General features: G+C 69.2%; 18 protein-coding genes and 1 rRNA gene. 6 read left to right on the forward strand and 13 right to left on the reverse strand.

The features are described from left to right. Window positions 1-224: ribosomal RNA gene (locus BLQ63_RS26960) — 16S ribosomal RNA — on the reverse strand; the annotation flags it as partial. Between the two features lie 667 nt (window positions 225-891). On the opposite strand from BLQ63_RS26960, the gene BLQ63_RS26965 reads away from it, so the two are divergent. Both BLQ63_RS26965 and BLQ63_RS26970 read left to right on the forward strand, forming a co-directional pair. Beyond that, window positions 892-1,317, forward strand: a complete 426-nt coding sequence (locus BLQ63_RS26965) for an OsmC family peroxiredoxin (protein ID WP_091040642.1) — start codon at window positions 892-894, stop codon at window positions 1,315-1,317. Window positions 1,318-1,523: 206 nt separating this feature from the next. Beyond that, the gene (locus BLQ63_RS26970) at window positions 1,524-2,816 is read left to right on the forward strand and encodes a KamA family radical SAM protein (RefSeq protein ID WP_091040643.1); all 1,293 of its coding nucleotides are present in this window, start codon (window positions 1,524-1,526) and stop codon (window positions 2,814-2,816) included. An 85-nt stretch (window positions 2,817-2,901) separates the two neighbouring features. Here the strand turns inward: BLQ63_RS26970 and BLQ63_RS26975 are convergent, their stop codons facing one another. Further along, complete coding sequence (locus BLQ63_RS26975; RefSeq protein WP_091040672.1) at window positions 2,902-3,645, reverse strand: NAD(P)H-dependent oxidoreductase; 744 nt, start codon at window positions 3,643-3,645, stop codon at window positions 2,902-2,904. A 131-nt stretch (window positions 3,646-3,776) separates the two neighbouring features. Here BLQ63_RS26975 and BLQ63_RS26980 point away from each other — a divergent pair, with 131 nt between their 5' ends. Continuing rightward, a complete protein-coding gene (locus tag BLQ63_RS26980; protein WP_218125537.1) occupies window positions 3,777-4,625 on the forward strand; it encodes a helix-turn-helix transcriptional regulator in 849 nt (282 codons plus the stop codon). A 55-nt stretch (window positions 4,626-4,680) separates the two neighbouring features. Here the strand turns inward: BLQ63_RS26980 and BLQ63_RS28695 are convergent, their stop codons facing one another. From BLQ63_RS28695 to BLQ63_RS27000, 4 genes are read right to left on the reverse strand one after another with little or no spacing between them, the layout of a single operon-like run. Beyond that, window positions 4,681-5,553 carry an NAD(P)-dependent oxidoreductase gene (locus tag BLQ63_RS28695; RefSeq protein WP_091040644.1) on the reverse strand — a complete coding sequence of 291 codons (873 nt, stop codon included), beginning with the start codon at window positions 5,551-5,553 and terminating at the stop codon, window positions 4,681-4,683. 26 nt (window positions 5,554-5,579) lie between these two features. After that, window positions 5,580-6,446: an NAD(P)-dependent oxidoreductase gene (locus BLQ63_RS26990; RefSeq protein WP_091040645.1), complete on the reverse strand. Its 867-nt coding sequence runs from the start codon at window positions 6,444-6,446 to the stop codon at window positions 5,580-5,582. 14 nt (window positions 6,447-6,460) lie between these two features. After that, window positions 6,461-7,330, reverse strand: coding sequence for an NAD(P)-dependent oxidoreductase (locus tag BLQ63_RS26995; RefSeq protein ID WP_091040646.1), 870 nt, complete (start codon window positions 7,328-7,330; stop codon window positions 6,461-6,463). Between the two features lie 13 nt (window positions 7,331-7,343). Next, window positions 7,344-8,213: an NAD(P)-dependent oxidoreductase gene (locus BLQ63_RS27000; protein ID WP_091040647.1), complete on the reverse strand. Its 870-nt coding sequence runs from the start codon at window positions 8,211-8,213 to the stop codon at window positions 7,344-7,346. A gap of 139 nt (window positions 8,214-8,352) precedes the next feature. Between BLQ63_RS27000 and BLQ63_RS27005 the strand changes: the two genes are divergently transcribed. Continuing rightward, on the forward strand, window positions 8,353-8,706 hold the full coding sequence (locus BLQ63_RS27005) for a winged helix-turn-helix transcriptional regulator (RefSeq protein WP_091040648.1): 354 nt from the start codon (window positions 8,353-8,355) through the stop codon (window positions 8,704-8,706). Between the two features lie 7 nt (window positions 8,707-8,713). Here BLQ63_RS27005 and BLQ63_RS27010 read toward each other — a convergent pair whose 3' ends face one another. From BLQ63_RS27010 to metH, 4 genes are all read right to left on the reverse strand, one after another. Next, window positions 8,714-9,253, reverse strand: coding sequence for a DUF2087 domain-containing protein (locus tag BLQ63_RS27010; RefSeq protein ID WP_091040649.1), 540 nt, complete (start codon window positions 9,251-9,253; stop codon window positions 8,714-8,716). A 42-nt stretch (window positions 9,254-9,295) separates the two neighbouring features. Next, complete coding sequence (locus BLQ63_RS27015) at window positions 9,296-9,973, reverse strand: HAD family hydrolase (protein WP_245681106.1); 678 nt, start codon at window positions 9,971-9,973, stop codon at window positions 9,296-9,298. Between the two features lie 105 nt (window positions 9,974-10,078). Continuing rightward, entirely contained in the window at window positions 10,079-10,636 is a 558-nt protein-coding gene (locus BLQ63_RS27020; protein ID WP_091040650.1) for a thymidine kinase, read from the reverse strand. Window positions 10,637-10,726: 90 nt separating this feature from the next. Beyond that, on the reverse strand, window positions 10,727-14,266 hold the full coding sequence (gene metH, locus BLQ63_RS27025; protein ID WP_245681107.1) for a methionine synthase: 3,540 nt from the start codon (window positions 14,264-14,266) through the stop codon (window positions 10,727-10,729). Between the two features lie 102 nt (window positions 14,267-14,368). Here metH and BLQ63_RS28700 point away from each other — a divergent pair, with 102 nt between their 5' ends. Together BLQ63_RS28700 and BLQ63_RS27030 are read left to right on the forward strand one after the other, a co-directional pair. Beyond that, window positions 14,369-14,518 carry a hypothetical protein gene (locus BLQ63_RS28700; protein WP_177155128.1) on the forward strand — a complete coding sequence of 50 codons (150 nt, stop codon included), beginning with the start codon at window positions 14,369-14,371 and terminating at the stop codon, window positions 14,516-14,518. 26 nt (window positions 14,519-14,544) lie between these two features. Beyond that, complete coding sequence (locus BLQ63_RS27030; RefSeq protein ID WP_091040651.1) at window positions 14,545-15,183, forward strand: pyridoxamine 5'-phosphate oxidase family protein; 639 nt, start codon at window positions 14,545-14,547, stop codon at window positions 15,181-15,183. On the opposite strand, the gene BLQ63_RS27035 is transcribed toward BLQ63_RS27030, so the two are convergent. The 3 genes from BLQ63_RS27035 to mshC all read right to left on the reverse strand — a co-directional run bounded on the left by BLQ63_RS27035 (window position 15,180) and on the right by mshC (window position 19,105). Further along, window positions 15,180-16,067: a phenylalanine 4-monooxygenase gene (locus BLQ63_RS27035; protein WP_091040652.1), complete on the reverse strand. Its 888-nt coding sequence runs from the start codon at window positions 16,065-16,067 to the stop codon at window positions 15,180-15,182. The genes BLQ63_RS27030 and BLQ63_RS27035 overlap by 4 nt on opposite strands. Window positions 16,068-16,137: 70 nt before the next feature. Beyond that, complete coding sequence (locus tag BLQ63_RS27040) at window positions 16,138-17,793, reverse strand: enoyl-CoA hydratase-related protein (protein ID WP_091040653.1); 1,656 nt, start codon at window positions 17,791-17,793, stop codon at window positions 16,138-16,140. A gap of 70 nt (window positions 17,794-17,863) precedes the next feature. Then, window positions 17,864-19,105, reverse strand: a complete 1,242-nt coding sequence (mshC, locus tag BLQ63_RS27045; protein WP_091040654.1) for a cysteine--1-D-myo-inosityl 2-amino-2-deoxy-alpha-D-glucopyranoside ligase — start codon at window positions 19,103-19,105, stop codon at window positions 17,864-17,866. Window positions 19,106-19,174 lie beyond the last annotated feature (69 nt).

Raw genomic sequence — 19,174 nt, forward strand, 5'->3', positions numbered from 1 at the left:
CCTCCCCAACCGCAAAAACTTTCCACCATCACCCATGCAGGCAATGGTCGTATCCGGTATTAGCCGCCGTTTCCAACGGTTATCCCAGAGATGGGGGCAGGTTACCCACGTGTTACTCACCCGTTCGCCACTCGAGTACCCGCAAGCGGGCCTTTCCGTTCGACTTGCATGTGTGAAGCACGCCGCCAGCGTTCGTCCTGAGCCAGGATCAAACTCTCCAACAAAAACCTGTTGCGCACCACCCTCCGAAGAGCATGGCGACTTTGGTATGTGTCGAAGCGATTCCTGACCGATTTTCACGAAACACCTCACGATGTTCCAAGGAAAAGACAGTCAAAAACAGTACCAACCAGAACACCACCAGCACCTAGGCCAATAGTCTCCAGCCAGCCCACACGCTGACCATCCAAACACCCTGTTGAGTTCTCAAACAACACGCCAACAGAAATACCATCCACATTTGGGATTCGATCTCTATCGGAGCAACCCGGACAACGTTACACGTCTCAATTCGCACTGTCGAACCCGGGTCGATTGACCCTCGTCACAAGCGATTGAGCCTCTATGGAGTCTCAGGTGATCCCCGCAGTCCGATCCGGGCCGCGCCATGGCCTGAAGCCTGTCGCGTACTTCCGTGATCTCCGAACCGGCTCTGTTTTCCTCGGCCGTTCCGTTCCCCTGCGGGCAGAGACAAATATACACACCCCCGAAGGGGCCGAAACCAGGGGGGTCACCCGAGGTTCAACGATACGCTTGACCAGGGGAGACATCAAGGACTTTTCCGAAAGACGGCGGCCGCACCGCGTGGCGGGCCGCCGTCGCGGACGGTCTCCTGACGCCAGCTTCGGCTGTTAGCCTGCGAGCGAAGGAACTCCGATCAGAGGAGAAGGCATGTCAGTCACTCGCAATGCACGCACCCGGTGGACCGGCGGACTCCAGGACGGCGGGGGCGTCACCAGCTTCGTGTCGTCCGGACTGCCGGACACTCCGGTGACCTGGGCGTCGCGCGCGAACGACCCTGAGGGCAAGACCAGCCCCGAGGAGCTCATCGCCGCGGCCCACGCCTCCTGCTACTCCATGGCGCTCTCGGCCGGACTCGGCAAGGCCGGTTACACGGCCGAAGAGATCGTCACCGAGGCCGGCGTGGACTTCAAGCCGGGCACCGGGATCACGGGCATCGCGCTTTCCGTCCGGGCCGTCATTCCCGGGATCGAGAAGGACGAGTTCGACGAGATCGCGGCGGCCACCAAAGATGCCTGCCCGGTGAGCCAGGCGCTCAAGGCGGTCCCGATCTCGCTTGAGGCGACGCTGGGTTAGGGTCGTCACAAACGCCTGAAAATTTCATATTCACGCACAGTGTGCGCGAAAGCATCGGGTACACCATCTGTGGCCGAAAGGTCACAGAGCCGGACGCGGGCGGCTCGTCCGCGAACCGGCATGGTGAGCGTTGGTTTCGCGCACTTGTTTGTAACCAGGCCCGCCTGCCCAGTTGCAAACCGACATCGCAAGAGGAGGGAGTTCTCGTGACTGCTCCTGATAGCACTGGTAGGCGGTTCACCGCCTACACCATTCGTCACTTGGACGAGTTGCTCAAACGAGCGCCGCTGACCGAGGAGCAGCGGCTTCGGACGAGGGCCGTGGCATCGGTCCTGCCGTTCCGGACGAACGCCTACGTGGTCGATGAGCTCATCGACTGGGAACGTCCCTTCGAGGACCCGATGTTCCGACTGGTGTTCCCGCAGGAGGACATGCTTCCCGCGGAGGACGTCGACCACATCGCGGGCCTGCTCAAGTCGGAGGCCACGAAGCAGGAGCTGACGGCCGCCGCCAACGAGATCAGGTTCAGGCTGAACCCGCATCCGGCGGGGCAGCTGGCGCTGAACATCCCCAAGGCCGGCGAGGAGCCGATCCCGGGGCTGCAGCACAAGTACCGCGAGACGGTCCTGTTCTTCCCGCAGCAGGGTCAGACCTGCCACGCCTACTGCACGTACTGCTTCCGCTGGGCGCAGTTCGTGGGCATCGCCGATCTGAAGATGGCGAACAACGACGTGGAACAGCTGACCGGTTACGTGCGGGAGCACACCGAGGTGAGCAGTGTGCTGCTGACCGGCGGTGACCCGATGATCATGGGCGAACCGGTGCTGCGGCGGTACATCGACCCGCTGCTGGAGATGGACCACGTCGAGTCGATCCGGATCGGGTCGAAGGCGCTGGCGTACTGGCCGCAGCGGTTCGTGTCGGACCCCGACGCGGAGGACACGCTGCGGTTGTTCGAACGGGTGGTGGCGTCCGGCCGGAACCTGGCGTTCATGGCCCACTTCTCCCACGAGAAGGAGCTCGAATCGGAGATCGTGCGCGAAGCGGTGCGCCGCATCCGCGCCACCGGTGCGGTGATCCGGACGCAGGCGCCGCTGATCCGGACGATCAACGACGACGCGCAGCAGTGGGCGGGCATGTGGAGGACCCAGCACAAGCTGGGGATGATCCCGTATTACATGTTCGTGGAGCGCGACACGGGTCCGCAGGACTACTTCTCGGTGCCGCTGTGGCGGGCCTGGGAGATCTTCCGGGACGCGTTCAGCCAGGTCTCGGGCCTGTGCCGCACCGTGCGGGGACCGTCGATGTCGGCCACGCCCGGCAAGGTCTCGGTGGACGGGGTCGTGCAGATCGGCGAGGAGAAGGTGTTCGCGCTGCGGATGCTCCAGGCACGGGACCCCGACATCGTCGGGCGCCCGTTCTACGCGAAGTTCGACGAGAACGCCGTGTGGGTGGACGACCTGAAGCCCGCGTTCGCGGACAAGTTCCCGTTCGAGTAGACCCGTCCTTCGTCGGCTGGACGGCGTCTTCTCGAGAGCACGGCGAGAGCCGGAGCGGCGTGAAGCCGCTCCGGCTCTCGTCGTCTCAGGCGGCGTGCAGGGCGAACCCGGTGGTGCCCTCGGGTTCGCGGCCGGGCAGGAGGCGCTTGTTCTCGTCGTAGTCCTCGGTCTGCCTGCGGTAGGCGATCGGCTCGGTCTCGGCGAGGGTCTCGAGGCGGTGGCGCAGGAGTTTGACCATGTCGGCGTAGTCGGTCTGCCAGCCGGCGCCGGTGATCACCACGGGCGGGAGGATCTCCATGCCGGTGTAGAACAGGACGCCGTGCTGGATCGGGAAGAGCAGATCGTTGATGTCGCCGTTGATGCCGCGGTCGGAGAGGTGCGCGTCGGCCGCCCCGGTGGTCACGACGATCATGGCGCGCTTGCCGGCGAGGAGGCCGTCGCCGTAGCGCTTCCAGGCGCGGGAGGTTCCGTAGCCGAAGCCGTTGGTGAAGACCCGGTCCATCCAGCCCTTCATGATGGCCGGCACCGTGAACCACCACAGCGGGAACTGGAGGATGACGGTGTCGGCGGCGAGGAGCCGTTCCTGTTCGGCCTTGACGTCCGCGGTCAGCGAGCCCTTCTCCCAGGCTTCGGCCGCGGCGTCGATGAAGGCGTCGCTCTCGGTGGGCCCGAAGTCGTCGAAGTCGGCGACGGCCTTCCAGTTCATGGCGTAGAGGTCGGCGACGGTGACGGTGTGGCCGAGCCCTTCGAGGGTTTGGACGGCTTCGTCGCGCAATGCGGCGTTGAGCGAGGCGCGGTGCGGGTGGGCGTAGACGAGGTGCGTTCTCATGCGGTCCATCGTGCGGCGGTTCCGGCGGGGCTACCAGACGCCTGTTCGACCTGGGGTCGTTCAACCCTGGGACTGACAGACCTAGGCAGCGGCGTCGCGGAGCGGTGATACTTGCCGCGGAGGTTTGAGCTATGTCATCTGATGCGACCGGAGTCCACAAGCTGGAGGACGTGGTAGACCTGGGGAAGTTCCTCCAGGCGCGGCGCGCCCGTGTGAACCCCGCCGAAGTGGGGCTGCCGGAATTCGACCGGCGGCGGGTGCCGGGCCTGCGCCGCGAGGAGCTGGCGCTGCTGGCCGGAGTGAGCGTGGACTACTACACGCGCTTGGAGCAGGGGCGGGCGAAGCGACCCTCGGACCAGGTGCTCGACGCGGTGGCGCGGGCGCTGCGCCTGGACGAGACCACGCGGGCGCATCTGCACCGGCTGGCCGGGAACTCGCGGCTGAGCCCGGTGCAGTCGGAGTCGGGCGTGCGGCCGTCGCTGCAGACGATGCTGGCGGCGATCGACTCGTTCCCGGCGTTGATCATGAACCACCGGCAGGACGTGCTCGCGGCGAATCGCTTGGCGCGCTTGCTGTACGGGGGTTTCGGCTGGGATCTGGAATCGGGGCCGAACTTCGCGCGGCTGCTGTTCGACGATGATTCGCGGGAGTTCTTCCCGGACTGGGCGACGGTGTGCGCGGGCGAGACGGTCGCGCAGCTGCGGAAGATGGCGGCGCTGTTCCCCGAGGACGCCCAGATGACGGCGCTCATCGGCGAGCTGTCGGTGGCGCACCGGGACTTCGCGGAGTTCTGGGCGCGGGCCGAGGTGAAGGACTGCAACATCGGGTGGGTCCGGTTCGACCACCCGATGGTCGGTCTGCTGCAGCTGTACAAGGACCAGTTCCGGGTGGCGGACGGTTCGGGTCAGATGCTCGTGACGCTGACGGCGTCGCCGGGGACGGACGGGTACGAGAAGCTCGCGCTGCTGGGGGCCTCCTGACGGCTGCGGCCGTCGGAAGGCCCCCAGGGGCGGGCGGTCCCCCGCCCGCCCGCGGTCATGCGGTGATCTTCAGCTGCTCGATGACGCTGACCCAGTCGGCGTTGCCGCGTCCGGTGGCGGCGCGCTCGTCGAGGTGCTTCATGAGCGGTTCGAGGAAGTCGGCTCCGGTCCCCTGCTCGCGGGCGGCGGTGATCAGTGAGGCCACTGCCGCGCGGGTGAAGTCGACGCTCTGCCCGGCGCCCGCGTCGTAGTCGCCGCCGTCGACCACGGCGACGGTCAGTTCGGCGAGCGGGACGACCGCGCCGAGCCAGGCGACGATGTCCCTGGCGGTCTGCGCGGCGGGCGCCCCGACGGTGCGCATCATGGCGACGGCCTGGAGGACCCCGCCGAACATGGCGTACATGGCGGTCAGGAGCGCCATGTCCTTGAGCGAGGCCAGGCCCGCGTCGGCGCCTTCGAACTCGGCGGTCCCGAGGGTTTCCAGGGCGGTCTTCGCGATGGCGTAGGCGTTCTCGTCGCCGGAGTAGAGCAGGAGCGATGCCGGGGTGCCGATCATCGCCGGGACGGCCATGATGGCGCCGTCGAGATAGGTCAGGCCCTGTTCGGCGGCCCACGCGGCGGTGTCGCGGGCCTCGTTCGGCGTGGTGGTCGTCAGGTTGACCACGACCTTGCCTTTGAGTTCGGCGGCGACCGGTTCGAGGTGTTCGCGGACGCTGGCGTGGTCCAGGAGCACGACGAAGACGATGTCGCTCGCGGCGGCGGCTTCGGCGACGGTGGCGGCGACGTTCGATCCGGCGGCGCGGTGGGGCTCGGTCCTGGCGGGAGTGCGGTTCCAGACGGTGGTGTCGTATCCGGTGCCGCGGAGGCGGTCGGCGATGGCCGAGCCCATGGCGCCGAGTCCGAGGATGCTGATGGTGCCCTTCGGCATGGTGTGTTCCTTTGCGGTAGTGAGGGTCAGTGGATGGTGAGGCGCTCGATGACGCGGAGCCAGTCGTCGGCGCCGTGGCCGGTGGCGGCGAGTTCGTCGAGGAGCTTCTTGTGCGGCTCGAGGAGGTCGGCGCGGACGCCTTGCTCGCGGCTGGCGGCGATGAGCGAGGCGAGGCCGATGCGGTCGAAGTCGACGCTCTGGCCGCCGGTGTCGTACGTGCCGCCGTCGATGATCTCGGCGAGGCCGCGGCCGTGCGGGAGCATCGCGGCGAGCCAGGCGTGGACCTCTTCGGCGGTGTCGACCGCGGTGGCGCCGACGGTGCGCATCATGGCGATGGCCTGGACGTAGCCGGCGAACATGAGGTCCATCGCCGAGAGCAGGGCCATGTCCTTGAGCGACGCGAGGCCCGCGTCGGCGCCTTCGAACTCGGCGGTGCCGAGGGTTTCGAGGACGGTCCGGGCGGTCTCGTAGGCGCCGGCGTCACCGGAGTAGAGCAGGCGCGAGTGCGGTTCGCCGATCATCGAGGGGACGGCCATGATGGCGCCGTCGAGATAGGTCAGGCCCTGCTCGGCGGCCCACGCGGCGGTGTCGCGGGCCTGGTTCGGCGTGGTGGTCGTCAAGTTGACGACCGTACGGTCCTTGAGGTCGGCGGCGACCGGTTCGAGGTGCTCGCGGACGCTGGCGTGGTCCAGGAGCACGACGAAGACGATGTCGCTCGCGGCGACCGCCGCGGCGACGGTGGGCGCGGCGCGGGAGCCGGCTTCGGCGTGCGGTCGGGTCTTGGCGGCGGTGCGGTTCCAGACGGTCGTGTCGTGGCCGGTGTCGCGGAGGCGCTGGGCGATGGCCGAGCCCATGGCGCCGAGCCCGAGGACGGTGACGGTTCGCTTCGGCATGGTGTGCAGCCCTTCTAGGCGGTTTCGCCGCGCAGGACGCGGTAGACGGGGACGGGCCGGCCGGCTTTCTCGCTGGCGTCGATGGCGCGCTGGTAGAAGCTCTGGGCGGTCTTCGTCAGCGAGGCGTCGACGCCGAGGTCCTCGCTCGTCTCGATGACGTGCCGCGCTCCGGCGTGCATCATCTTGAAGCTGTGGACGTCGCCCCAGCCGCCCTGCTTGGCGCCCTCGGCGAACTCGCGCATGAAGTCGCGGTAGCTGTCGGGGTGGCCCGAGGCGTTGGCGACGAAGCGCTCGAAGTCGGCGCCGGAGCGGTCGACGATGGCCAGCGCCTGCTCCCAGCCGATCAGGAAGGCGTGGAAGAGCGCGAGTTCGGCCTGGTAGAAGACCTGCGAAAGGCCGTAGTCCTCGCCGAGGTACTCCTGGCGGCTCAGCGGTCGCAAGCGGTCCCTGCAGGTGTCGAAGACGCCCTGGGGGCCGCTGAAGTACAGGTAGGAGTCGGGGTGGGTGATGTCGTCGCCCTGGGACATGAAGCCGCCCGAGAGGTACTCGCCGCCGCGGTCGGTCACCCAGGCGGCGCCCTTGCGGGCGTTCTCGGGCGAGTCGGAGGAGAGGTTCGCGACGACCTTGCCGGCCAGGTGGTCCTCGGCCTGGCCGAGGACGTCGTACATCGCCCGGTAGTCGGTGAGGGTGACGATGGCGAGGTCGCCCGCGTCGAGGGCTTCGGCGACGGTCGCGGCGCGCTCGGCGCCGAGTTCGGCCATGGCGTCGGCCTTGGCGGCGGTGCGGTTCCAGACGGTGACCTCGTAGCCGGCTCCGAGGTAGGCCTTGACCATGGCCTGGCCCATCGGTCCGAGGCCGATGATCGTGATGGCGTGCTGCTGCATCGGGGCTCCCTTTCTAGGCGGCGCTGCCGCGGAGGATCCGGTAGACGGGGACGGGAGACCCGGTCTTTTCGCTGGCTTCCAGTGCGCGCTGGTAGAAGCCTTGGATGGTGCGGGTGAGGGTGGCGTCGACGCCGACTTCCTCGGCCGCGTCGATGACGTGCTGGGCGCCGGCGTGCATCATCTTGAAGTTCGCGACGTCGCCCCAGCCGCCCTGCTTCGCGGCGGCCCCGAAGTAGAGGGTGAAGTCCCGGTAGCCGTCGGCGGTCTGGCTGGCGAGCTCGATGTACTTGTCGACGTCCGCTCCCGCGCCGTCGATGATGGCCACGGCCTGTTCGAGCGCGTTCAGGAACGCGTGGAACTGGGCGAGTCCGGCCTGGTAGTAGAGCTGGGCCATGCCGTAGTCGGCGCCGAGGTACTCCAGTCCGGGGACGAGGACTTCCAGGAGGGCGCGGTGCGCTTCGTAGAGGTTCTCGGGGCCGCTGACGTAGAGGCGCGAGGTGGCGTGCTTGAGGTCGTCGCTCTGGGTCATGTAGGCGCCGGTGAGGAAGGCGCCGCCGCGTTCGGCGACCCATTCGGCGCCCTTGCGGGCCTTCTCCGGGGAGTCCGAGGAGAGGTTGACGACGGTCTTGCCGGTGAGGTCGGCCTGCTCGAGGACGCCGTACATGGCGCCGTAGTCGATGAGCGAGAGCAGGACGGTGTCGTTCGCGGCGACGGCCTCGGCGGCGGTGTCGGCGGGTTCGGCGCCGAGTTCGGCGATGGCGTCGAGTTTGGGGCGGGTGCGGTTCCAGACGGTGACGTCGTAGCCGGCGTCGAGGAGGACCTTGACGGTGGCGCGGCCCATCGGGCCGAGGCCGATCACGGTGACGGATCTTTTGTCGGACATGTTGCGCCCCTTAGGGAGTGAAGGTTTCTCGGTCTCGCTGACGAGATCCATGTTCGCCGGGCCGGATAGGCTCTGCAAGACCGCACCTTCGGGTGGGGCTACTTACGTCGAGGTTCGAAATATGGCCGGGAGGGGTCCGATGCAGGCAGCGAGTGACACAGATCAAACGTGCGGCATGTCGATCGCGATCGATGTCGTCGGCGGCAAGTGGAAGATGCACCTGATGTGGGTGCTGGCCGAGGGTCCGGTCCGGTTCGGGCAGATCCGGCGCAAGCTCGACGGGGTGAGCGAGAAGGTGCTCGCGGAGAACCTCAGGCAGTTGGAGGCGAGCGGGATCGCGCATCGCGAGATGTACGCGGAGGTGCCGCCGCGCGTGGAGTACTCGCTGACGCCGCTGGGGCGGTCGCTGAACGACGCGCTGGCGCCGCTGGAGGTCTGGGGAGACGAGAACCGCGACGCCTTGGCGCCGCGGTCCGGTGTCGCCGCCTGCTAGCGGCTCGTCACATCGGGGGCGCCTCGCGGCGGCGGTATTCGCGGCCGCCTTCGGTGCGCTCCAGCAGCAGCTCGTCGATCATGTCGCGGCGCAGTTGGAGCGGGTCGTCGTACTCGGTCGCCAGTGCGTCGGTGATCTCGCGTTCGGTGTAGACGCGGTCGAATGCGAAGTGGCGTGCGGCGAGGTCCTTCAGGAGTGCTACCAGTTTGCGTCGGTTGACGGGTCTGACGCTGATGCGGCCGTTCGAGTAGAGCTGGGCGACTTCGGGGTCGGTGCCGGGAGGCGCGTCGGGCCGTTCGGCGCGGGCGGCCGCGGCGGCGTCGCGGAAGGCCTGCGGTGCGGCGCGGACCCTGCCGTCCTCGCGGATGACCAGGCCGGCTTCGAACAGGCGCATGAGGGCGCGTTCGGCGCGCGGGTGGCGGGCGTTCAGTTCGGCGACGGTGGCGCCCGTGTCGGTGAGGACGATCTCGGCGAAGACGCGGAGGCGTTCGGGGTCGGCGAGGGCCTTGACGATGATGTGGCTCGGTGATGCGGATTCTGCTGGCATCCGGACAGACTGGTGCAGTCCGCCCGGAGGGTCAACGGGTTTTCAGGCGCTTTCGCCGAGGGTGCGCAGGTAGGCGAGGTCGACGCCGTCGAGCGTGTCGAGGCGCAGGACTTCGAGGTCGGGGGGCAGTTCGACTTCGCTGGGGATGGCGAGGGTGACCGCGCCCGAGGCGAGTGCCGAGCTGACGCCGGAGACCGAGTCCTCGAGGACGACCGTGCGCCTGATGTCGACGCCGAGCTTCCCGGCGGCGACGTGGTAGGGCTCGGGGTGGGGTTTGCGCTGGTCGACCTCGTCGCCGCAGATGGTGATGTCGAAGTTGCCGGGGCCGATCTGGCCGATGATGATCTCGGCCAGTTCGCGGGGGGTCGAGGTGACGAGGGCGGTGGGCACGCCGGCGGCGCGGGCTTCGAGGAGGAGTTCCCGGGCGCCGGGCTTCCATTCGACGCCTTCGGCGAAGAGCTCCTTCATGCGCCGGCGCAGCCACAGCCGGCGTGCGGGGGCTTCGCTGAGCGGGCGGCCGAGGCTTTCGAGGAGCATGAGGACCGAGGCGTCCTCGTTGGTGCCGACCATGCGGGCACGGACGAGCGGGTCGAGTCTGCCGCCGAGGAGTTCGGCGAGTTCTTCGATGCCGGTGTCCCAGACCCGCTCCGAGTCGACGAGGGTCCCGTCCATGTCGAAGAGCACGGCTTGCGGGAACGTGGCTTTCGGTAGGTCGGTCACGGGTTCAACAGTACGGGCGTCGCGGTTGCCGGGGCCCGGTTCGAGGGCCGACCGCGAAGCAGCTCACAGGGTGCGACAGCCCACGGCGGGGTCCGTCGGGTGGGGTCAGGCGAGTCCGGCGCGGTGGTGGCGGCGGCACAGGACGGTGTAGGAGTCCATGTCGCCGACTTCGACGAGGTCGCCGGAGAAGACCATGACGCCGTCGCGCAGGCGAGCGTTGTGGGTGCCGCGCTCGCCGCACCAGCAGTTGACGCGCACGGGGAGCTCTTCGACGCGGTCGGCGAGTTCGATGAGGCGCTGCGCGGCGGGGAAGAGGCGGCCGAGGAAGTCGGTCTTGAGGCCGAAGGCGTACACGTCGAGGTCGAGGCCGTCGACGGCGTCGGCGAGGTGGTTGATCTGCTTGGGGGCTTCGAGGAACTGGACTTCGTCGACGATCACGTACGGGGGCCGGATCTCGGCGAGGTCGTCGTAGATGTCGAAGCCGGGCTTGACCTCTTTGCCTTCGTGGCTGAGCCCGAGGCGGCTGGAGACGACGCCTTCGCCGCCGCGGTCCAGCGAGGTGTAGACGACGCCCTTGCCGCCGAGCGAGTGGTGGTACTGGAGGGCGAGGGTGGACTTCCCGGCGTCCATGACGCCGAGATAGGCGACGAGTTCGTGCGACATGGCCCTATGGTGCCGGTCGGGCGGAGCCCGGGTGAACGCGGTTCCCGGCGCGGTGCCCGGTGCCATTGAGGCGCCGGGCACCTTCCGGGGTCACTTGGCGTTGAAGTAGCTCGCCTCGGGGTGGTGGAGGACGATCGCGTCGGTGGACTGCTCCGGGTGGAGCTGGTCCCCTTCGGACAGTTCCACGCCGATGCGGTCGGCGCCCAGGAGGTCGACGAGGGTCGCGCGGTCGGCCAGCTCGGGGCAGGCCGGGTAGCCGAAGGAGTACCGGCAGCCGCGGAAGTCGACGTCGAGGAGGCCCTTGAGGTCGCCGGGGTCGGCGTCGGCGACGGTGCCGCCGCCGGGCAGGGTCCATTCGCGGCGCATGCGGCGGTGCCAGTACTCGGCGAGCGACTCGGTGAGCTGCACGGTGAGCCCGTGGACTTCGAGGTAGTCGCGGTAGGCGTTGGCCTGGAAGAGCTCGTTGGTGTACTCGGAGACCTTGGAGCCCAACGTGACCAGCTGCATCCCGAGGACGTCGAGCTGCTCGCCGTCCTTGGCGCGGAAGAAGTCGGCGAGGCACAGGCGGCGGCCCTGGCGCTGGCGCGGGAACGTGAAGCGGGCGCGCTCGGCGTGGCCGTTCTCGTCCAGGACGACGAGGGTGTTGCCCTCGGCGTAGACCGGGAAGTACGCGTAGGCGATCTTCGCCTCGATGACGTTGTCGGTGGCGAGGCGGTCGAGCCAGTAGCGCAGGCGCGGGCGGCCCTCGGTCTCGACCAGCTCCTCGTAGGAGGGGCCGTCGCCGCGCGTGGGCTTGAGGCCCCACTGGCCGAGGAAGGTCGCGCGCTCGTCGAGGAGCGCGGCGTACTCGGAGGTCTGGATGCCCTTGAGGACGCGCGAGCCGTAGAACGGCGGGACCGGGATGTCGACGTCGGTGGCGACGTTGGAGCGCACCGACGTGTCGTCCAGGTCCGGGAGCGTGTCCGCGACGAGCGTGGCCTGCTTGGCGCGCCGCTGTCGGCGCAGGGCGATCTTCGCGTCCTGCTCGGGGTCGGTGATCGGCGCGCCGGTCTTGCGGGCGGTCATGACCTTGTTCATGAGGTCGAGGCCCTCGAAGGCGTCGCGCGCGTAGTGGACCTGGCCGCCTTCGAACATCTCGCGCAGGTCGTCCTCGACGTAGGCGCGGGTGAGCGCGGCGCCGCCGAGGAGGACGGGCCAGCGCCGGTGGAGGCTGCGGGCCATCATCTCGGCGAGGTTGTCCTTCATGATCACCGTGGACTTGACGAGCAGGCCGCTCATCCCGATGACGTCGGCCTTGTGCTCTTCGGCGGCGTCGAGGATCGCGTTGATGGGCTGCTTGATGCCGAGGTTGACGACGGTGTAGCCGTTGTTGGACAGGATGATGTCGACGAGGTTCTTGCCGATGTCGTGGACGTCGCCGCGGACGGTGGCCAGGACGATGGTGCCCTTGTCGGAGGAGTCGGCCTTGTCCATGTGGGGTTCGAGGTGGGCGACGGCGAACTTCATGGCCTCGGCGGACTGGAGGACGAACGGCAGCTGCATCTGGCCGGAGCCGAAGCGGTCGCCGACGACCTTCATGCCTTCGAGGAGGTGGTCGTTGATGATGTCGAGGGGGCGCTTGCCGTCCGCGAGCGCCTCGTCGAGGTCGGTGTCCATGCCGTTCTTGTCGCCGTCGATGATGCGCTGGGCGAGGCGTTCGCCGAGCGGGAGGGCGGCGAGGGCTTCGGCGCGGGCCTCCTTGGTGCCGGCGAGGCTGACGCCGTCGAAGATCTCGATGAGCTTCTGGAGCGGGTCGTAGTCCTCGGCGCGGCGGTCGTAGACCATGTCGAGGGCGACCTTCTTGTGCTCCTCGGGGATCGAGGCCATCGGCAGGATCTTGGAGGAGTGGACGATCGCGCTGGTGAGCCCGGCCTCGACGCATTCGTGGAGGAACACGGAGTTGAGGACCTGGCGGGCGGCGGGGTTGAGGCCGAAGGAGATGTTGGAGACGCCGAGCGTGAAGTTGACGCCGGGGTAGAGCCGGGCGATCTCGCGGATCGCGGCGATGGTCTCGATGCCGTCGCGGCGGGTCTCCTCCTGGCCGGTGGAGATGGGGAAGGTGAGGGCGTCGACGAAGATGTCCTCGATCTTCATGCCCCAGGCGCCGGTGAGGTCGTCGATGAGGCGGGCGGCGACGCGGACCTTCCAGTCGCGGTCGCGGGCCTGGCCCTCCTCGTCGATGCACAGGGCGACGACGCCCGCGCCGTGTTCGGCGACGAGCGGCATGATCCGCCGGTAGCGGGAGCCCGGGCCGTCGCCGTCCTCGAAGTTGACGGAGTTGACGACGCATTTGCCGCCGAGGGCGTCGAGGCCGGCTTCGACCACGTTCGGCTCGGTGGAGTCGAGCATGATCGGCAGGGTCGAGGCGGTGGCGAAGCGGGAGGCGAGGACGCGCATGTCCTCGGCGCCGTCGCGGCCGACGTAGTCGACGCACAGGTCGAGCAGGTGGGAGCCGCCGCCGGCCTGCTCGCGGGCGATCTCGACGCAGCGGTCGTAGTCGGCGGCGAGCATGGCGTCGCGGAAGGCCCTGGAGCCGTTGGCGTTGGTGCGCTCGCCGACGTTGAGGATCGACACGTCCTGGTCGTAGGGCACGTGGTGGTAGGAGGAGGAGACGCCCGGTTCGCGCACGACGGTGCGCTCCTTGGGGGCGATGATGTTCTCGGGGGCGCCGCCGAGGCGGGCGCGGACGGCGCGGATGTGGTCGGGGGTGGTGCCGCAGCAGCCGCCGACGAGGCTGACGCCGAAGTTCTTGACGAACTCCTCGTGGGCGTCGGCGAGCTCTTCGGGGGTGAGCGGGTAGACCGCGCCGTTGGGGCCGAGCGTGGGCAGTCCGGCGTTGGGCATGACCGAGATCGGGACGGGCGAGTGGCGCGAGAGGTAGCGCAGGTGCTCGCTCATCTCGGCCGGGCCGGTGGCGCAGTTGAGGCCGATGAGGTCGATGCCGAGGGACGCGAGGCTGGTGAGGGCCGCGCCGATCTCGCCGCCGACGAGCATGGTGCCGGTGGTCTCGACGGTGACCTGGGCGATGATCGGGATGTTCGTGCCGAGTTCGGCGTTGGCGCGTTTGGCGCCGATGACGGCGGCCTTGGCCTGGAGGAGGTCCTGGGCGGTCTCGACCAGGAGCGCGTCGGCGCCGCCTTCGATGAGGCCGGCGGAGCACTCCTGGTAGTAGTCGCGCAGGAGCCCGAAGGGCGCGTGGCCGAGGGTGGGCAGGCGGGTGCCGCCGCCCATGGAGCCGAGCACGAAGCGCGGCCACTCGGGGGTCGCGTACTCGTCGGCCTTCCGGCGGGCGAGGCTCGCGGCGGCGCGCGCGAGCTCGCGGGCGCGGTCCTCGATGCCGTATTCGACCAGGCCGCCGTAGTTGGCGTTGAAGCTGTTGGTCTCGACGCAGTCGGCCCCGGCCGCGAGGTAGGCGTCGTGGATGCCCAGGACGATGTCGGGGCGGGTCAGGCAGAGGATGTCGGAGAGGCCCTCGTGGCCGTCGTAGTCCTCCATGGTCGGGTCGAAGGTCTGGAGCATCGTGCCCATGCCCCCGTCGGCGATCACGACGCGGCGGCTCAGGACATCGAGGAAAAGACTCTTCGCAGACACGCGGTCAAGGGTACTGGCGAGTGCCGCGAAGTGGGAAGTCCGTTTCACTGGATGGGCACTGTGTCGGATGAAGATCACACGCGCACGAATAGGATGAGCGGTATGGAACTGCTCCTCGTCCCGATCGGGCTCACCGCTCTCGCCCTCTACCTCCTGTACTGGACCGTCCGCTACGCGGTGCGGCACGCGCTCGCCGACGCCGATGAGCGGCGCTCGAACTCCCGGTCCGACGGGCGTAGCATCGGGTCGTAACGGCCGTCTCTCCCGAAGGGGCCCTCATGGACACAGTCGACAACCGCTTGTGGACCGAAGTCACCGATCCCGCGAAGCTGCGGGAGATCGTCGGCGAGGTGATGCCGCAGGCCGCGACCAAGGAGCGGGCGACGCTCCACGAGCACGACCGGGCCTGGCTGGCCGCCTCCCCCTACTGCGTCGTCGCGACCTCGGACGCCGACGGCAACTGCGACGCCTCCCCCAAGGGCGACCCGGCCGGGAAGCTCATCCACGTCCTCGACGACGCGACCGTGGCGATTCCCGAGCGCAAGGGCAACCACCGCGTCGACGGCTACCACAACGTGCTGGCCAACCCCCATGTCGGACTGCTGTCGCTGCTCCCGGGCCGCCGCGAGACGCTGCGGATCAACGGCCGCGCGCGCATCGTCGCCGACGCGCCGTTCTTCGAGGACATGATCGTCAAGGGCCACAAGCCCGTGCTGGCGCTGGTGGTCGAGATCGAGACGATCTTCTTCCACTGCGGCAAGGCGTCCATGCGCTCGGGGATCTGGAAGCCCGAGACATGGACGCCCGACGTCCTGCCGACGCACGCGCGCATGGTCAAGGACACGCAGGTGGTCGACCAGACCCTCGAGGAGCTGGTCGACAAGTACGGGCCCAAGTACGAGGCGGGCCTGTACTAGCCGCCCTCGGCCAGGAGCCGCTCGATCGAGGCGTCGTCGCAGGTCTCCCAGAACTCCCCCACCACGTCCTCCAGCTGCTCCATCGACCCCGCGTCGAAGAGCTTGTCCTGGTATTTCGTGATGTCGTAGTCGACGGTGCCCATGGTGTAGAGGTCGAGCGGCATGATGTTCATGCCGCGGAACTCGTCGATCTCCCCGTACGAGGAGAGGATGCCCGCGCCGTAGGCCTTGAGGCCGTCCTTCTCGCTCATGACCCCGAATTCGAGGGTGAACCAGAAGACGCGGGAGACGAATTCGAGCGCGTCCTCGGAGTGGACGCGGCGGGCCGCCTCGCCCGCGGCCCGGTAGAGGGCGGCGAAACGCGGCGAGGCCAGCGCGTTGGCGTGGCCGATGACCTCGTGGATGACGTCGGGTTCGGGCGTGTAGAGCGGCACCGAGTGGTGCCGGATGTACTGGGTGGCGTGGAACTTCCCGTCGGAGAGCACCCCGTAGAACTCGCGCAGCGGCACGAGGCCCGCGGCCGGCAGGTAGCTGAAGCCGGTGAGCGGGGCGAGGGCCTCGGAGACCTCGGCGAGCTGCGGGATGTGGTCGGCCGGGAGTTTGAGCCGCTCGCCGCCGTCCAGGTACTCCTTGGCGGCCAGGGCCTGGTGTTTGACCGCGAGTTCGGCGCTGACCAGCCGCCATATCTCGTGCTCGGTGTCGGTGTATGAGACCTCGGGCATGGGTAGGCCCGGCTCCCAGTCCATTGCGAGGCCCGCGATGGCGTTGCGCCGGTCGCGGTACTCGGGGTCGGCGAAGCCCGGGTGGTTCTCACCCAGTTCCACGACGACCGTGCCGTCGGCGTCGGTGTTGACCGGCGCGAAGTACTGTCCTTCTTCGAACATGTGAACAGTCCATCAGGTGGGACGCCGCCTGTCAACGCAGTCGCGAGACTGGCAAGCCCTGTCCGCGCCGTCAGGCGAAGCGGAGCTTCCCGGGGGTCTCGGTCGGGGCCGATTTGCCGAGGAAGTCGCGGCGCTTGGCGTCGAAGCCGTGGCGGTCGTCGAACATGTCGCGGGCCATCTCGGCGAGCTCGATGGTCTGGTAGTACGACAGGGGCTTGGACTCCGTGCGGCGGCGGGCCTTGGCGGCGAACATGCGCCCGCGGGTGACCGGGTCGTTGTAGCCGATGGCGACGGCGCGCAGCCAGCGCTGGAACTCGTTCCAGTCGCGGGGGCCGACCGCGCCGATGAGGCCGATCTGGGCGGCTTCCGCGGCGGAGATCGGGAGCTTGTCGCCCAGGAGCCGGGCGGCGGTCTCGTCGCCGACGCGGTTGGCGACCGACCAGGTGTGCAGCTCCGAGCCGAAGATGCCCATGTCGTAGTAGGGGTTGAGGACGGTGCCGTCGCGGGCGACGGTGACGTCGGCGCAGAGGGCGGCCATGACGCCGCCGGCGCCGGCGTTCGCGGAGAAGGCGGCGACGGTGAGCTGGTCGGCTTCGGCGATCGCCAGGCACAGCTCGTCGATGGCGTTGATGTTGTCCCAGGCCTCGGCGGCGGGGTTCGCCGCGGCGTCGATGACGCCGAGGTGGATGCCGTTGGAGAAGGCGTGCTCGGTGCCGGTGATGACGAGGATGCGGGTGTCCTCGGTGAGGGCCTTCTCGACCGCTCCGGTGAGGCGGCGGCACTGCTCGGTGTGCATGGCGCCGTTGTAGGAGCGGAGGGTGAGGTGGCCGATGTCGCCTTCGCGGCGGTAGACGGTCTCGGCGATGGCCTCGGGTGCGGGTTTGAACGCGGCGTGCTGCGCGTCGATGACCATGGCGGCCGGGAGTTTGGGCCCGCGCCTGCTCTCGAGCAGGGCGGCGTAGCCGATCCAGAGGGTGCCGCGGCCGGTGGCGAAGGCGAGGGCTTCGCAGTCGCGGCCGACGACGGTGCCGGGTTCGGCTCCGGTGTGCTCGTCGGTCGCGGCGGCGTCGAACAGGCAGTAGGTGCGGCCGGCGACTTCGGCGGGGGCGCCGGGGGCGCCGTCGGCGGCGGCGATGCGCCGGGCCAGGTCGGCGGCCGGGGCGCGCCAGTCGAGGGCGAAGGCGGGGCGGCGCAGCAGCGGGAGTTCGCCGGTGCCGGGCACCGCGCGGGGCTGCCGGTCCACGGGCACGGGCTGCTCGCCGGCGGCGACCTTGCGGACGGTGGCCGCGACGCAGTCCATGGCGGCGTCGGCGACGCGGCTGTTGTACAGGGCGCTCTTGGTGATGCGTTCGGGGACGTCGAAGGTGAACGAGGCCCAGACCGGGCCCGCGTCCATCTCCTCGACCGCCGAGAGCGCGGTGACGCCCCAGCGGGGGCTCTGGCCGAGCAGGGCGTGGTCGAGGGACGAGGGGCCGCGGTCGCCGACGGGCCCGGGGTGGATGATCACGGTCGTCCAGCGCCGCCAGACCTCTTCGGGCACCCGGTGCTTGAGGAACGGGCACAGGATGAGGTCGGGGTCGATCCGTTCGACCGCAGCGGTGAGCGACTCCGGATCGCGGTGGGCGGGGGCCAGCTCGACGCCGACCTCGTGCCCCTGCTCCCGGAGGGTGCACCAAACGCGCTGGGTGAGACCGTTGAAAGCGGACGCAAGCAGCAGGATCTTCAATTCGACTCCAGGAGGATGGGGAGTCGGCCACGCTCTGTTACAGCGTACCGATACTCGGCATTTCGCACAATCAGCGCGTGCAGTGTATGCCGAGCAATCCTCCGATCGTGTCTCGGGCAAGGGACGAAGCGGACGGATCCCCACCACCTGCGGTGAGGGTCGCGCCGGCCCACTCGTCGACCGCGGCGAGGGCTCCGGGGGTGTCGAGGTCGTCGGCCAGGCGCTCGCGCACGGCGGTCAGCATCGCCCCGGCGGGGAGGGCGAGTTCGCGGGAGACGGCCTCGCGCCAGCGGCCCAGGCGCAGTTCGGCCTCGGCCAGCGCGGCACCGCTCCACTGCCGGTCGGAGCGGTAGTGGTGGGCGAGCAGGGCCAGGCGCACCGCGGCGGGGTCGACGCCTTCGGCGCGGAGCTTGGAGACGAACACGAGGTTGCCCAGGGACTTGGACATCTTCTCGCCGTCGAGGCCGATCATGCCGGTGTGGACGTAGGAGCGGGCGAAGGGCCGCTCGCCGGTGAGGGATTCGGCGTGCGCGGCGGACATCTCGTGGTGGGGGTAGATGAGGTCGTTGCCGCCGCCTTGGACGTCGATGGTGGCGCCGAGGTGGTCGACGGCGATGCAGGCGCATTCGATGTGCCAGCCGGGGCGCCCGGGTCCGACCTCGGTGTTCCAGGAGGGCTCGCCGTCGCGGGGGGCGTTCCACAGGATCGGGTCGAGGGGGTCGCGCTTGCCGTCGCGGTCGGGGTCGCCGCCGCGTTCGCGGGCGTACTTGAGCATGGTCTCGCGGTCGTAGTTCGACTCGGAGCCGAAGTCGGGGTCGGCCTCGACGGCGTAGTAGACGTCGCCGCTCTCGTGGCGGTAGGCCGCGCCCTTCTCGAGGAGGTCGGCGACGGCGCGGCCGACCGAGGGGACGGACTCGACGGCGCCGATGAAGTGGCGGGGCGGGAGGACCTGGAGGGCGACCATGTCCTCGCGGTAGAGGGCGGTCTCGCGCAGGCCGAGGACCTGCCAGTCGGTGCCGTCGCGTTCGGCGCGTTCGAAGAGCGGCTCGTCGACGTCGGTGACGTTCTGCGCGTAGTGGACGTCGAGGCCCTGGTCGAGCCAGTAGCGGTGGACCAGGTCGAAGGTGATCATGGTGGCGGCGTGGCCCAGGTGCGTCGCGTCGTAGGGGGTGATGCCGCACACGTACATCGTGGCGCGCTCGCCGCCGGGCTTGACCGTCTCGCGCAGGCCGGCCGAGGCGGTGTCGTGCAGGCGCAGGGCGGGTCCGTGGCCGGGCAGGGCGGGTACGTGGGGAGCGCTCCAGGAATCCATGCCCGCGATCGTATTCCGGATTCCGGCCGTCCGGCCAGTGACTTCAGCGGCCCGTCGCGTCCGTTCAAG

This window comes from Glycomyces harbinensis, from assembly GCF_900101745.1.
Lineage (GTDB): Bacteria > Actinomycetota > Actinomycetes > Mycobacteriales > Micromonosporaceae > Glycomyces > Glycomyces harbinensis.